General features: G+C 35.0%; 13 protein-coding genes. 9 read left to right on the forward strand and 4 right to left on the reverse strand.

Going from position 1 to position 15,783, the window contains the following annotated elements:
* The first annotated feature begins 78 nt into the window (after window positions 1-78).
* Window positions 79-1,242 (forward strand): NAD(P)/FAD-dependent oxidoreductase, encoded by a 1,164-nt coding sequence (locus V7654_RS05665; protein WP_335429204.1) that lies wholly within the window; start codon window positions 79-81, stop codon window positions 1,240-1,242.
* Window positions 1,243-1,266: 24 nt separating this feature from the next.
* The gene (locus V7654_RS05670) at window positions 1,267-2,154 is read left to right on the forward strand and encodes an RNA polymerase sigma-70 factor (protein WP_335429205.1); all 888 of its coding nucleotides are present in this window, start codon (window positions 1,267-1,269) and stop codon (window positions 2,152-2,154) included.
* A gap of 250 nt (window positions 2,155-2,404) precedes the next feature.
* Here the strand turns inward: V7654_RS05670 and V7654_RS05675 are convergent, their stop codons facing one another.
* Window positions 2,405-2,827 (reverse strand): Lrp/AsnC family transcriptional regulator, encoded by a 423-nt coding sequence (locus V7654_RS05675; RefSeq protein WP_335429206.1) that lies wholly within the window; start codon window positions 2,825-2,827, stop codon window positions 2,405-2,407.
* 163 nt (window positions 2,828-2,990) lie between these two features.
* On the opposite strand from V7654_RS05675, the gene V7654_RS05680 reads away from it, so the two are divergent.
* The 4 genes from V7654_RS05680 (at window position 2,991) to V7654_RS05695 (ending at window position 5,454) form a co-directional block, all read left to right on the forward strand.
* Complete coding sequence (locus V7654_RS05680; RefSeq protein ID WP_335429670.1) at window positions 2,991-3,176, forward strand: DUF1272 domain-containing protein; 186 nt, start codon at window positions 2,991-2,993, stop codon at window positions 3,174-3,176.
* Window positions 3,177-3,215: 39 nt separating this feature from the next.
* Window positions 3,216-3,356: a hypothetical protein gene (locus tag V7654_RS05685; protein ID WP_335429207.1), complete on the forward strand. Its 141-nt coding sequence runs from the start codon at window positions 3,216-3,218 to the stop codon at window positions 3,354-3,356.
* A gap of 221 nt (window positions 3,357-3,577) precedes the next feature.
* Window positions 3,578-4,033 carry a DUF6932 family protein gene (locus V7654_RS05690; RefSeq protein WP_335429208.1) on the forward strand — a complete coding sequence of 152 codons (456 nt, stop codon included), beginning with the start codon at window positions 3,578-3,580 and terminating at the stop codon, window positions 4,031-4,033.
* A gap of 5 nt (window positions 4,034-4,038) precedes the next feature.
* On the forward strand, window positions 4,039-5,454 hold the full coding sequence (locus V7654_RS05695) for a hypothetical protein (protein WP_335429209.1): 1,416 nt from the start codon (window positions 4,039-4,041) through the stop codon (window positions 5,452-5,454).
* A gap of 291 nt (window positions 5,455-5,745) precedes the next feature.
* Here the strand turns inward: V7654_RS05695 and V7654_RS05700 are convergent, their stop codons facing one another.
* The 3 genes from V7654_RS05700 to V7654_RS05710 form a co-directional block, all read right to left on the reverse strand.
* Window positions 5,746-6,900 (reverse strand): restriction endonuclease subunit S, encoded by a 1,155-nt coding sequence (locus tag V7654_RS05700; protein WP_335429210.1) that lies wholly within the window; start codon window positions 6,898-6,900, stop codon window positions 5,746-5,748.
* Between the two features lie 4 nt (window positions 6,901-6,904).
* A complete protein-coding gene (locus V7654_RS05705; protein WP_335429211.1) occupies window positions 6,905-8,458 on the reverse strand; it encodes a type I restriction-modification system subunit M in 1,554 nt (517 codons plus the stop codon).
* A 174-nt stretch (window positions 8,459-8,632) separates the two neighbouring features.
* Window positions 8,633-11,386: a type I restriction endonuclease subunit R gene (locus V7654_RS05710; protein WP_335429212.1), complete on the reverse strand. Its 2,754-nt coding sequence runs from the start codon at window positions 11,384-11,386 to the stop codon at window positions 8,633-8,635.
* Between the two features lie 230 nt (window positions 11,387-11,616).
* On the opposite strand from V7654_RS05710, the gene V7654_RS05715 reads away from it, so the two are divergent.
* The 3 genes from V7654_RS05715 (at window position 11,617) to V7654_RS05725 (ending at window position 15,560) form a co-directional block, all read left to right on the forward strand.
* Window positions 11,617-12,606, forward strand: a complete 990-nt coding sequence (locus V7654_RS05715) for a restriction endonuclease (RefSeq protein ID WP_335429214.1) — start codon at window positions 11,617-11,619, stop codon at window positions 12,604-12,606.
* Window positions 12,607-12,662: 56 nt separating this feature from the next.
* Entirely contained in the window at window positions 12,663-12,719 is a 57-nt protein-coding gene (locus V7654_RS23895; protein WP_438825265.1) for a hypothetical protein, read from the forward strand.
* A gap of 366 nt (window positions 12,720-13,085) precedes the next feature.
* On the forward strand, window positions 13,086-15,560 hold the full coding sequence (locus V7654_RS05725; RefSeq protein ID WP_335429215.1) for an SIR2 family protein: 2,475 nt from the start codon (window positions 13,086-13,088) through the stop codon (window positions 15,558-15,560).
* Window positions 15,561-15,783 lie beyond the last annotated feature (223 nt).

Below are 15,783 nucleotides of genomic sequence, written 5' to 3' on the forward strand. Positions count from 1 at the left end.
TCCCCACGCTTCCATGTGTCACAAATCGTTTGTTTTAATCGTCTTGTGATTAGGACGGTTGAAAAGGAGACGAATAGTATGGGTAGTGTGAAAACGATTGTGGTCGTAGGTGGCGGGTATGCGGGGATTAACCTGATTGAAGCACTTAAGAAAGAGTTTCATAGGGAGTTAAAGCGGAATATAAGAGTGATACTGATTGATAAAAATTCTTTCCATTTTAAAAAGGTTAAATTATTTAAGGGGATCGTTAATGAAAATGTGGCGGATTTATCCGTTCCACTAAAGGATTATTGCGGCATTGCTATTGAGTTCATACAAGGTGAGTTAGCTAAGATCGATCCTAAAAAGCAAACGATCCACATTACTGTGCAGGATGGAACGTTTAATGAAATTTATTACGATCAGTTAGTGCTGGCCATGGGAAGTGTATTGCGTGAGGCTGATTCAGAACGTGGAGGCTTAAGTATGACGAGCCTTGAAAGTGCAAAAACGATTCGGGAGCAACTATTGAGAAAGTTGGAGTCACCCGAGACCATGCTTCGATTGGTGATAGCAGGAAGCGGGATTACCGGTATCGAAACAGCTGCAGAAGTAGGAACATGGCTTAAGGAAGAAGCTAAAAAAGCAGGGAATAAACAGAAGGACATTGAAATATACCTTATAAATGATAAACAGAGCCTATTAAACGATGTACCTGTGAAAATCAGTGAACGGATCGAGAGCAGGCTGAAGAAACTAGGTATTCGCGTGCTGCACCTTAAAAAAGCAGAAAGATTTACAGATCATAAACTCTACTTCTCCGATATGTCCCATCTTGATGCAGATCTTTGTATTTGGACTGTCGGATTGAAGCCTCACCCTGGCCTTTGGAGATTAGGTCTTAGTCTAACTGAAGAAGGAAAAATAAAAGTCGATGCTTGGTATCGCGCAAGTGAAAATAAGAACATTTATGCCATAGGAGACTGCGTTCATGTAGTCGACCCAACAAGTGGAGCGGCTGCCGCAATGAGCTGTAAAGAAGCAATATCACAGGCGCAACGGCTTAGTAAAATAATGAAAGCCCATATAGAGGGATTCACCGCAGCACCCCATCAAACCTACGCTAATTTACTTTGTATAGGATTGGGTCCTTCCGACGGGATGGTATGGGCGCAGAAATGGGGAATTGATTTTGTCCTATCAGGTAAAATGGCAGGAAAAATCAGGGAGTATACCTGGGATCTTTCCAGTATAAATCATTGAATGTACTGATACAGGGGGGAAAGCATGGGGAAAGAAATACAGGAGCTTTATTCTCAGTTTCAGCCTTTGCTATTTACGATTGCTTACAGAATGCTCGGTACCGTTTCAGATGCAGAGGATATCGTCCATGACGTCTATGTTCAGGCTGCTGGAAAAACATTGGAACATGTGGAAAATAAAAAGGCCTACCTTTGTAAGATGGTCACAAATAAATGTATTGACCATTTAAAATCCGCTGGGCACAAGCGTGAGGTTTATGTGGGTCCCTGGCTGCCCGAACCTTTAGTCTTAAAAGAAAACGACCCTATCTCTGAGGTGGTGAACGGAGAGGCTGTATCATTTGCATTTCTACTGCTGCTCGAGAACCTAAAACCGATTGAGCGAGCTGTTTTCATCCTAAGAGAAGTACTGGAATATGATTATGCGACAATTTCGGAAATTTTAAATCGCAGTGAACCTAGTTGCAGAAAAGTATTTAGCAGGGTAAAGAATAAATTCCCATTAATAAAGGAAGAGTTGGAAGAACCCTCTGTTTCAAAAAACAATCAAATCATCCAGACTTTCGTATTAGCCTTACACGAAGGAAACACCAAGAAGATTGAGGAATTGTTGTATAACGACGTTACTCTGTATTCAGATGGCGGAGGAAAAGTATATGCAGCCTTAAAGCCGATCTATTCTAAGAATCTTGTTGTTCGTTTTATATCAAATTTATTGGCGCAAAATCAAAAGGCAGAGAAACCCGCACTAGTTAAGTTAATCAATGTTAATGGTAGAAATGGACTCTTAGTAATGGGAGAGGACAATGTCAAAACAATTTTTAGTTTTCATGTCAAAAAAGATCAAATCGCATATATCTATATTGTCAGGAATCCTGATAAACTAAAGCATGTGCCTTTGCCAGCATATTAATTTTCGCAACAAAGGGCCGTTTCCGTTGCCTCAAATAAGTGAAAATAGGTTGATTGTTGAGACGGCAAAATCGTCCCGCTGTTTGCTTTATGGTGTCTAAGGAAATTTGAAATATGATACTTTAAAAGAAGCAAAGAGTGCTTTGCTTCTTCTTTTATTTGTCTTTAATTTGGGTATTTCGATTTTTGGCGCCGTGGGAACCGTCCCTGTGTCGCAGAGGGGTGGAAGAACCCTCCCTCCCAACTTCTAGCTAGCTTATCGATTTGTTCTTTACAGGTGAAGACAACCGTATCAATGTAGAGGGCTGACCGTATTTCATTGATTCATCAATAAAAGATTCTAAGGTTTGAACCGATCCTGTTATTAATTTCACAATAAAATTGTATTGCCCTGCAAGGCGGTGACATTCCAATACCTCCGGGTGATTCTTGCAGAATTGTATGAACTGGTCACATTTTGTATTGGCATAGAGGATGATGGCCATGATTGGTTTTTCAATCTTTTCCGCATTGATCACCGCTCTGTAGCCCTCAATTACCCCTTTATCTTCTAACTTCTTGACCCTTTCATTAACTGCTGGGGTAGATAATCCAACTTTCTTTCCTAACTCTGTAAAGGAAATACGAGCATTCTCCTGTAAATGAAAAATAATGTCCCTGTCGATTTCGTCCATATTTAACACCTCTTTTAATTATTAAGTAAAATGAGTGAAATACGATAAATATTTAGGTATTTATACAAAATACAATAATTACTTCATGTAACAAATGCAATGGATAAAATAAAATTATAAAGAAACCAGAAAATTCAGGAGGTAATGAAAGATGGCTTTATTAATGAAAACAGAGTGTGAAAAGTGTGCTAAAACAATTCAAGAAACCGAAATAGCATATATTTGTGTGCATGAATGTACCTTCTGCCAAGACTGTACAGAAGATATGGGACATACTTGTCCCAACTGCGGAGGAGAACTTGTGCAGAGACCGAGAAAGACAGGGACAGTCATCAGCTGCTCATTGTAAATAGTAGATACATGGGGACGGTTCTGTTGCCTCGGGAAAGTGAGAGTATGTTGCTTTTTTGAGACGGAAGAACCGTCCCTGTGCCTCCATGTTGATTTCATTTACCTCGAAGACATCGATAAAATAAAAGCGATTCAGGATTTGGATGGCGTTCTTGACGAGCAGCTGTCTGAAGGATAATTGGAGGTATATACATAATAGACAAGGGGACGATTCCTGCGGGCGTCGAATGAACTTTAAAATTTACTATTTAGTATAAGCACGGGGACGTATCTTATGCTTCCATTTTCATATAGAAACTTCATCAAATGTTTATAAGGAGCATAAGATTGTTTACATAATTTGGGTATGTTATAATTAAGTCAATTTAATAAGCGGATTTCTGGAGTTGAATTTTAAAAATGACTAACAATACTATTTCACCAATACCTGCTTTTGTAAATAAAAATCTTCCTCCAGGAATACATTTAACAACTTGGGAAGAGTTTAAAGCTAGGTATGGTATAAATTATAAAAGAAATTTACAACTTGATGGGTTAGAGAGGGCTATTGAGGAATTTAAAAATGCTGGGAGTACAAAAATTTTCATAGATGGTAGCTTTGTAACTGAAAAGAAAAATCCAGGAGATTACGATGCCCTATATGATTTAGATGAAATTGATGAAAATAAAATTGATAATCGGTTAGTCGATGCTTCAATCCCTGGAAGAGAGGCACAAAAAAGAAATTATCAAGGAGAGTTCTTTCCCATGTATGCAAATGCAACAAGCCCTGTGGGTTCACGATTTATAGATTTTTTTCAAAAGGATAAAAAGACTAAACAACCAAAAGGTATTATAAGAATAGATTTGAGGTGAGGAACTTGATAAAAAATGATAATGAGTTAAAAAATTCAAAAGAGAGTTTAACACAATTTTTATCATCACTTCAAGAAATTGATTTTGACAAATCTTTTAAAGAGCTATCTCCTAAAAAACAAGATATTTATAGGAAGGCTTTGGAAGGTGAAGTAGAAAATCTACAAAGTCAAATAAATGAATATGAACTATTAAAAAGTGGCAAGTTGCATGATTTTTTTTCCGATAAGTTAACTGAACTTCCTCTAAATTTAATTCGAGCTAGAATTGCAAAAGGTTTTGATGAGCAATATATAGCAGATCAACTGAACATTGACCGGTCTGATTATATCGAATTAGAGGATGAACTATTTGCTGAAGCTGATACAGCTACAATAATTAATTTAATTAGTCTACTAAAAATAGAAATACCTACAGAATTGCAAAAAATGTTCACAATAGATTCGGAACAAATAAAACGAAATGTTAAAAACTCATTAGGTTCTCTTTTTGATAAGCTCATACCTTTCGAGTTAAAAGAAGATTATAACTTAACTAATGGCTATCTTAAGTTATTTTCTTCTCTAAAAAAGATTTTTAAGGACAATCTAAGTGAAATTCTTAGTGGCTCAAAAATTAATAATTATATGTTAACGAATGCTCGATATAAAACCCCAAAAGGAACTAGAGATGAGCTCGTATATCTATATACATCCTATGCTGAATTTATTGCAAGAGAAATATCTAAAGTATTAGATTCCCCTCCCCAAAAACTTATCACTAATCCGATGGAGTTTAGGACAAATGTAATCGGAAAGTATGGGGATTTAAACTTAGAATCATGTATATCTTACTTATGGGACCTTGGTATTCCAGTAATACCCTTTGAAATGTCAGGGGGGTTCCATGGAGCGTGTTGGAGATTCAATGGAAGGAATGTTATTGTTCTAAAACAACAAAGTAAATCTCATTCTAGATGGTTATTTGATTTACTTCACGAATATTGGCACGCAACCCAAGAGCCAGATTTGTTAGAACGAGAAACTGTTGATTTAGGCGAAGTACTATCAGCTAAAACAGATGACAAAGAAGAATTGGATGCTAATAAGTTTGCAGAAGAGGTTATTTTTGGAGGAAGAAGTGATGAACTTTTCGATGAATGCATTACTATTTCTCGAGGAAGAATAAAGTTCCTTAAGAGTGCAGTTCAAAGGGTCGCATTAATGAATGATATAGATGTAGGTTCATTAGCCAACTACACAGCCTATAGAATGTCCAAACTAGGTGAAGCATGGTGGGGAGCAGCCCAAAACTTACAAGATAATGGAAACCCATATTCTAAAGCTTATGATATATTGAATAGTAGATTAGATTCCTCTATGCTTCACTCCTTAGAAGATCCACTTGAACAGGAACTAATTCAAAATGCGTTATATCATTAAAAAATAACTGGGAAATCGCCATCTTTTTATGGCGGTTTTTTATTTGTAATTTTTTATTTTAATAATGTGTTAATCGTTCAATCAAATAGGATAATAAAAGATACTAAGTGGGCGAATTCCTGGTTGTCTGCAAAGTAGAGGGGGAGACATGGGGACGTATCTTGTGCTTCCGTATTTAAAAAAGGTCAATACTTTTCCGCTGAACCAAAACCAAAACACATCAAAAGTAGCAAAGGGTACGTCCTGAGTACGTCCCTTTGCTAATATTTAATTTAGAAGGTGCTGTTTTGATTAAATAAACATTTGTTGCATGAAGGCTTGTTTTTGATTTTGTAATTCTGTTAGTTTACCCGATTCTAATACAATTCTTTCATCAATTTTATTAAATAAAGACCCAATCATCTTTTGTTCTTCATAACAAGGTATGTTACAAATAATAGATTCAATTGTTTTTTTTGACAAACTAGGAACACCTGTGGACTCATCATATTTTTTCCAATTTATATACTGAAACAGAGCAAAAATAAAATTCAGGTCGGTAGATTCCTTAGATGTACAATAAAAAAGTGTATCTACTGTCCAAAACGGTGCTTTTAATTTTTGAGGTTGATTGATAGTACCTTTTCGTCCTATACCGATAGCGTCCTTATCATATAGAGCTTCATTAACACTAAGCATATAACCACCGGTTCCATAGACAGGTATATTTCCTAAATCTAAATGCTTGTAATCTCTTCCAGAATGTACTTTAATGATATCTCCAAAAGTCTTTGTTTCCCAATTAGAAAATTCTTGTCCATCTACATTCTTAAACCGCAATTCACGACTAAAAATCTTCTGCATAAAACCTTTTTTCTGTTCTTTCAGCAACTCGATTTTTTCTTGTTGAAGTTGGATTTTTTGTTTTAATAAGTCGAATAGTTCACCAATTTTTATCTGTTCTTCTATATCTGGTAAATAGAAATTTAGCTTTTTTAATTTCTCTGTACTGATAAAGGGTTGATCGGAACCTACAGAGTTTCCTAAAACGAAGTCGAATATTTCTTTACGAAGTAAAGCAAATAAAAACGTCTTAGATACCTTAGTATTGTCAATTACATCAATCTTACCGACACGTTGATATAAAATTGAAGGTGAAAAATCTTTAGAAATATATGAAATTTTTAATTGACCATTAGTAATAGGACGATTTAAAGCTAATACTATATCATTTTCTACTAATTTCAATTCTGGATAAGAAAATAGATATTCATTTGGTAAATAAGATACATTTTCTTTTTTTATTTCTTCATAGCCAACATTATCAATTTTAACTAATGGTATACCTTCATTAACATATTCACCTGCTTTAAAGCCATGTCCTGATCTAATGGTACACATTTTTTCAAAAGTTGTTGTCTTCCATTCTGAATTAAAATTTTTAAATCTTAAGTTCGGTGCATTCATATCTCTACACCCCTAACTCTTTAAAGTACTTCTCTAACTCACGATCCACTTCCGCAATTTCTTCATCAATTTCTTTCAAACGTTGTCCCACTGCTTGTAAATCAATCGGTTCTTCTTCTTCAAACGTGTCCACATAGCGAGGAATGTTTAGATTGTAGTCGTTCACTTTAATTTCCTCTAAAGTGGCTGCGTATGAATATTTGTAAATTGTCTTACGACTTAAGAATGTGCCAAGAATTTTTTCAACATGCTCATCTGATAGCAGGTTTTGATTTTTCCCTTTTTCGAATTCATTCGAGGCATCAATAAATAATACGATATCGTTGTGCTTGCGGCATTTTTTGAATACCAAAATACATGTTGGAATACTTGTACCGTAGAAGATATTTGCTGGTAAACCAATAACTGCATCTAAATAATTTTTCTCTTCAATTAGATACTTACGAATGGCTTCCTCTGCTGCGCCACGGAATAGGACACCGTGTGGTAATACGACTGCCATTGTACCGTTATCATCTAATTGATGAATGAAATGTTGAATGAAGGCGAAGTCTGCTTTTGATTTTGGTGCTAGCTTTGCATAGGCACTAAAGCGTTCATCATCTTTGAACTTATCATCTGCACTCCATTTTGCTGAGTATGGAGGATTGGCAACAATCGCTTCAAAGCGTTGGTCGATATGCTGCGGCTCTTCCAATGTATCGGCATTACGAATATCAAAACGTTGGTAGGGAACGTCATGCAACAACATGTTCATTCGAGCAAGGTTGTATGTTGTTGATACTTTTTCTTGTCCGTAGTATTTGTGTACCTTCGCTTCTTTACCTACACGAAGTAGCAATGAACCTGAACCGCAAGCCCCGTCATATACATCACGAATTTCGGTTTTTCCAGCAGTGACGATTTTCGCTAAAATTTTTGAAACTTGTTGTGGGGTATAGAATTCGCCAGCTTTTTTTCCGGCATTTGCTGCGAATTGAGAAATCATATATTCATAAGCATCGCCTAGAACATCAATTTCAACATCGTCTTGTAAAAATGGAATGTCTGCAATGTTCACAATGACTTTGCTAATTAAGTTCGTACGATCTTTTACTGTACGTCCCAAACGTGATGATGTTAAGTCCATATCATCAAATAGATTTTGGAAATCGTCTTGGCTGTCTGTTCCTAAAGTAGAGGATTCTATCGCTTTGACACCGTTTTGTAGCATTTCGATGTCAAAGTTACCGTTAGCTCCTTTTTCGATTTCTTCTAAGAAGTGAGAGAATAGGAAATGTGGCTCTACAACATAACCTAATTCATCGATTAAGTACTCTGCTAAGTGTTCACGATATTCTTCGTTTTTCCATGCAGCTGAAAATGAAATATTATCTTCTTTTAGTAATACATTTGCACGTGCTTCAACTTTTTCAGAAAGGTAACGGTAGAAAATTAATCCCAAAATATAATCTTTAAATTCGCTGGCATCCATTTGGCCACGTAGGTCATTTGCCATTGCCCATAATTTTTTATGTAGTTCAGCTTGTTGCTGACGTTGTTTTTCGCTTGATGTCACGGGTGTTTCCTCCTAAGATGGGTTCGTTTTTAAATGAGAAGATGCTCATTAAGGGTACCTTTAAAACTTCTTCACTAATTGATATTTTAAATTATCTTCATCTTTTTGTGTATTTAATGAAAAAAATAACATAAAAAGAGCGCTGGTTAAGCGCGTCTTTAGAAAAAACTGAGTTTATGCACCATACTTTTCAGTGAAGTCACGGATAAATGAGGTAATGGCTTTGATTGCTTTGTTCTTTTTCAAGAATGATCCAGATAGGGAATCCATTATCGCATTCTTTTCAATTAAATTGGAATACTCATATGTTGAAACTTGTTCGCGCAGCACGCTGTCTTCAATATCAACTGTTTTCGCAAAGAGTGCTAGTTCCTGCTCACTCATTTCTTCTTCGTAACGGTTGTATGCATCCATTACTGATTCATCAGGCGCCAATGTTGGTGCAACCTTATCCAGGAAGCCTTTAATCAGTTCAATTTTTAGACGAAGCTTTGGATCAGATGCATGGTTTAATTCTTGTTTGATGAAACGAATCTCTTTGTCACGTTCCTTTTTATCAATTGTGTTAAGGTTTGCAATCAGATTCAGAATGTAGCTGACATTAATCTTGTCTGTATGCATTAGCTCCAACTCAAAGTCAATATCATACAAAATCGATTCTTTTGGGACTTCGCTGCGCTTAAAATCTTCGTATACCTTGAAGTATTTGCTCTTGAAATCCTCATATGATTGCTGTGAAATCGTAAGCTCTGTTTCATCAAATTCAAAATCAGAAAATGACTGCAAACGTTGAAGAAATTTGGTTACATTTTTGAATGCTACGATAAAATTACGTTTATCTTCTTCCCGCTCCAGCTCGTCTACCAATTCCGGAATGACCGCAATCTCTCGAAGATTTTTCACAGCTTGTTTGAACGCTTTTAAGTAATCAGCATAGCTGCCCATTAGAACGGTATCCACATTGTCTGTTCGGGAGAATAACTTAATTGCATCGTCTGTATTGTCTTTTAGATTTCGATAGCAAACAATATTCCCGTATGGCTTAGTTGATTTCTCAACGCGGTTCGTACGGCTGTATGCTTGCAGCAGGTCGTGATACACCATGTTCTTATCTACATAGAGAGTATTTAGCGGCTTGCTATCGAACCCAGTTAGGAACATTTTTACGACAAGTAAAATATCAATTTGGGCATTTTTCACTTTTTTCGAGACATCTGAAAAATAACGATCCCATGTATCAGTCGAGAAGTCTGTGTCGTGCGTTTTATTATAATCTGCAATCATGCGGTCCAGTGCTTCACGAGAATGTTCACCTGTTCCATCGCTTTCCTCATTTTGTCCATATGAATAAATGCCAGCGATTTTCAGGTTGTGATTTTTCGATTTAAAAATATCATAATACTTGATTAAGGTTGAAATGGAATCTACCGCCAACATAGCGCAATAGCCTTTGCTCTTCGAACGGCGTTGGTGATTATCAATAATGTGATCAGCAACTAAATTTAAACGTCGTTCATCATGCCACACTTCATCCGTATCAATGGCTTGCACTTTTGTTTTATCATTTTCATCAATCTTGGCGTTAAACGTACGAACATATTCCACGGAGAAACCTAGTACGTTACCATCACGAATCGCATCTTTAATAAGGTAATAATGCAGGCACTTCTCAAAAAGATCAGCAGTGGTACGCCCATCTTGGCTCTTGTTCTCTTTGAAGCGTGGCGTTCCTGTAAAACCGAAGTACTGCGCATTTTTAAAGTGGTGATCAATTTCTTTGCGCATATCCCCAAACTGGCTTCGATGACATTCATCAATAATGAACACGACATGCTCTTGTTTGTATGGTTCCATGATGTGAGCGTACTTGGGATTTTTGACAGCATTATTCATTTTTTGAATGGTGGTAACAATGAATCTCTTCATTGGATTCTGTATTTGCTCAATAAGGATTTCGGTTTTGTCTGTACGGTCAACCGCGCCTTTTTGGAACTTGTTGAACTCGGCTATCGTTTGACTGTCCAAGTCTTGACGATCGACAAGGAAGAACACCTTTTTGATGCTTTCCTCATCGGCTAAAATTTGTCCAGCTTTAAAAGAGGTTAAGGTTTTGCCAGAACCGGTTGTGTGCCAAATGTAGCCGTTATTATTTGTTTCCGTTGCACGTTTTACCAATGCTTCTACTGCATACACCTGGTAAGGGCGCATGACCATCAAGGCTTTGTCTGTATCATTAATGACCATATATCGACTAATCATTTTTGCTAAATGGCATGGTTGCAGGAATGCGCTCGCAAAATCCTGTAAGTTTGTAATGAGATCATTGTTTTCATCTGTCCAGAAGAAAGTAAAGCCAAACTGAATGTCATAGTCGGAGTTAGAGAAGTACTTCGTATCCACTCCGTTACTCACGACAAAGACTTGTAAGAATCGGTACAGGCCATTAAACGTATGACGACGATAACGTTGAATCTGATTGAATGCTTCTTTAAAGTCCAAGCCACGTCGTTTCAATTCAATTTGAACGAGTGGAAGGCCGTTGATCAGGATCGTCACATCATACCGATTAATATAGGTGCCTTTTACTGTTGTTTGCGTCGTTACCTGGAACAAGTTCTTGCACCAGTCTTTTGTATTCATGAGTTCTACATATAACTGTGTACCATCTTCACGCTCAATCAGTAACTTGTCACGTAAGATTTTCGCAGAGTCGTAAATGCTTTTACCTTCTATTAGTGTAAGGATTCTCTTAAACTCTCTATCTGTTAACGGTTGTCCGTTTAATTTATGTTCGTTAAATGTATTGAGCTGCTCCTTGAAGTTAGCTAATAATGCGTCATAGTCAGCAATCTTAACCGCTTTGTAGCCTAGGTTTACAAGCTGATTATGTAAATTTTTTTCAAGGGCTGCTTCGGGTTGGTATGCCATGTGTATACCTCCTTGCCATGGTCTTGGTTTTATTATACTTAAAATTTGGGGGTTGGTTTCGTTTTTTGTTGGATTTTCCAAAAAATGTTTGTGTGTAGTGGGTAGTACTAAAATGCAACGTCGGATTCATAGGGAAATAGGGTCAAGTTATATTTCTATTACATATTCATCCTATTTTGAAAATGGTAAAATAAGTTATAAGAAAACGAAATCTGAGGGGAGCGGATAAAATGACAAAATGGTGGATGATAAGAGCTGGGGATAATAATGAATTAATTCCAATATGGAAAGAAAGAGGAATTGCATCAATTGGGTGGCCCCAAATGGGTAACCCGAAACAATACACTTCTAAGGCTGAGATGCTCAGTAAAGCAAACTCGTTTTATAGTGAAGAAAAGCCCCAAACTAGAAGCAGTTGGGTAAACCAAGTTTGGCGTTTTAGTAGAGAAATCCAGAGTGGAGATCGTATAATTTCATATTCCAAGGAAAAAAGAGAATACATAGTCGGAAGTGTTATTGAGCCACACTTTTTTGATAAATCAATTGGGAACCCTGATTATCCAAATACTTTAAAGGTTATTTGGGAAGATAAAACTATAGAGAGAGATAAATTATCCCAGGCTGCGAAAAATAGTTTAGGTTCGGTTTTAACTGTTTTTAGAGTAGATCAGTGGGGTGTTGAGTTAGAACAGTTGTTAGAGAATCCCTCCGTTTTACCAGTGGATGATACAGATAAAGATGAGGAAGAAAGTGAAATCATAAAAGATTTGGTGAGTAAAGCATTAGTAATGATAGAAGATAAGGTGGATCATCTTGATCCTTGGCAAATGCAAGATCTAGTAGGCGGTCTTCTTGAAGCCATGGATTATAATGTACAGATAAGTCCTAAGGGACCGGATGGCGGGGTAGATATCCTAGCATATAAAGATGCATTTGGTTTTGAAAAACCAATTATTAAGGTTCAAGTTAAACATCGTAAAATATCGGCATCTGCACCAGAGATTCAACAATTGTTAGGAGCAAATCCTCTTGATGCAAACAGTCTATTTGTTTCTACAGGCGGCTTCACTTCTCATGCAGAAGCTGTGGCGAGACATAACTCCGTGAGACTAGTAGATTTGGAAGAATTGGTTAAACTTGTTGTGCAGTGGTATGAAAAAATGCCAAACGAAGCAAGAGCGTTATTACCGCTCCAAAAGGTTTATGTACCAGAAGTATAGTTTTCTAAGGGAATATCATGCAATTTACTGAATTTAAATTAGATGACATTGTACAAATGAAAAAGAAACATCTTTGTGGCACTCATAGGTGGAAGATCATACAGCTGATATAAGGATAAAATGTATGGGGGTGCAAACCATAGTGTATTAATCCTGGAAGCACGGGGACGTACCCTGTGCTTTTTCTATGTGTGTCGTAAACATTAATAAAACATAGGTGGATAGATAGTTTAGGCATTGGTGTTTTGTTCTCAAAATTTAAAGTAGCACCATTTTAATCAGGAGTCAGTAATCAAAACGCTCTGCTTTATTGATAACGATAATGTATGAGAAAGTGTAAAGAATGGTTTTGAAATTAAAACAGAGGTATTCTGATCGATCTATCAAGTGTTAAACAGAACCGAAAAAAAGAAATGTTTTGAAAAAAATGATAATAATGTAATATTTTATTTATACGACAAATTTTATGGGGGATCATAATGAGTATGGGATATGAAAAAGCTTTACAATATAGTTTGAATGGAGAAGCAGTTTTAATGTTAGGAGCTGGATTCTCCTATGAAATTGTAAATAACAATGGAGAATTATTAGGTGATGCAAAAGATTTAGTAAAAAGATTGTGCGACAAATATGATATACCATTTGATAAGGACTATTCATTGGATGAAGTGGCCTCTTATATTTTAGAAAAAGGAGAAAAAGAGGAGAATTATGCAGTTTTACAGTCATTAATTAAATTATTGCAGGAACATTATCAAATATCTGTTAGAAATATCAATAAAGAACATGAAATTATTGCAAGTATACCTTGGATGAGAGTATATACAACTAATTATGACGATGTATTTGAAAATGCTTATTATAAAGGTACGGGTAAAGATATTGCTACTTTTAATGCATATGATGAAACTTCAAAAGTAGCTAAGCAATTGTCCGTTGTGCATTTAAATGGATATATAAGAAACCTAACTGTAGAAAAGTTGAGTTCTGAATTTAAACTGACAACTTTCAGCTATTGGCAAGAAGAATTTAAGAGAGAAAAAATGTTTGAACTCTTGAAACAGGATTTAGACAACGCAAAAGCCATTATTTATATTGGAACATCTCTTAAATATGATTTTGATATTAGTAAAATTTTAAATACAGATAGTTATAAAACAAAAACTATTTTTATTGATAGAGAGAAGAATGGTTTTGATATTTCAGATAGTAGGAAAAGTTATCTGGGACTACAAGTGAAAAAAGGAGTCAAAGGCTTCGCTGAAGATATACAGGTGGAAAAGGAAACGTTTATCCCGAATACTATTAAGTATGATTGGAACTGTTTTCAACCAGTAACTATAGATAAAAATATTTATGAACAGAATAACGTTCAAAACATTTGGAATCTCTTAGTCCTAGGAAAAATAAATTTAAATATCTTACAAAAAAACCTACATAATGATGACTATATAATTTCTAGAGACGAATTAAGTTCAATTGATCCTCAAAAATATAAAGTTATTAATGTACATTCTAATTTAGGAAATGGGAAATCCACAAGTATTCTTAAACAAGCCTATATATGGAGTAAACGTCATAGTGTCTTTTTCTTAAAAAGAGTTAATGAAAACATAACTAGCGATCTAATAGCTATCTCTAAAATCAAAGACCATAAAATACTGATAATTGAAGATTATACTTATTATCAAGATATAATAAAACAACTAAAAATATACTTAGATGGTTCTTATACATTACTTTTTTCTTCTAGAAGTTTTGTAAATGAGCAATATGAAAAACAAATACCATTATTATTAGAAATTGAAGATAAAGAAATAAAACAAATAAATTTAAACTATCTTAGTTCAAACGAAATTAATAATTTATCTTTGTTATTCAGAAAGCTTAACTTAGATAAATTCTTTATTGAAAGTCAAAGCCAAATAAAAAAATTAGTTAGTAAAAATAAGCAATTATCGAATATCTTATTAGACTTATTAAGTTCAGAATCTATTGCAAAAGAAATAGATAAAATTTATGAGAAAATAGAACTGAATGGTAAAACTCTAAAAATTTTGTGTGCAACAATGGTAAATAACTTTTTAAACTTAGGGCTTACTCCATCAGATTTATTTTCATTAGTAGAAGTTACTACAAGTGACATAGAAAGCATAAGAAATGAAGAGACTAAAGAAGTGCTTAACATTGGAAATGGTGATGTAACTTTACAATCAGCAGTTTTTGCTAGATATTTAGTATCAAAAAAATCAATGGATAATCAAATAATAGAGACTATGAAGGAAATCCTCCTAAATTCAAGATTACTTTCAAAAGAAGATGAAAAAAGAGTTTCCGAAAAATTGATTTCTCAGTCAAATATTAGAATTGTTTTTTCTGGACTAGATAGTAATAGAGAAAATAATGGAGCATCTGAAAAAGTTGTTCGGTATTTTGATGATATAGTCGATTGTAGAAATCATAAGGGAAATATATTCTTTTGGCTCCAATATGGCATGGCTTGTATGGATATAAAAAGGTATGATCGTTCAGAAAACTATCTGAATATTTCTTATAAGTTAGCTTCACAAAGAGAGGAAAGAGGTACTAGGTTTGAAACTTTTCAAATAGATACGCAATATGGGAGACTAATATTAGAAAAAAATATATATTCAGAAGAATCAACAAAAGGCAATTTTAATGAATTTTTGGATGCTAATAATAAATTAGATAAAGCAATAAAGCAAAAACCTAGTCAAGCGAGATTGGCATATAAACAAATGATGTTGTATAGAGAATACATCAGAAAAAATCTAAAGTACTTCTCTTTTGATGATATGAAAAAAATTGAAAACATAATTAATAACCATTTAAAGAATAGATGGTTCAATTCTGATAAAAAAGAAGTTAGAGAAGTTAGAAGAAAGTTAGAAGAATCAAAGAAGTATATAATGAAATATGCTGTACAAAAATAAGGCTCTGAAAGAAACCTGTCCAATCTGGATTGGGTTTTTTTTATAATCCCTAGATGATGATGGTATCTGGGCTTAATAAAAAATAAACTATAAGGAAAATAAATTTTGTAAGCACGGGGACGTACCCTGTGCTTACTTTTTTTACCTATGGTCTTCTCATTTCTGACGGGTTCCGCGACAAGGGGACGGTTCCGTTGTCTCGAAATAAGCAAAAATATGGTGC

It is taken from the genome of Bacillus sp. JJ1609 (assembly GCF_036967045.1).
Taxonomy (GTDB): domain Bacteria; phylum Bacillota; class Bacilli; order Bacillales; family Cytobacillaceae; genus Mesobacillus.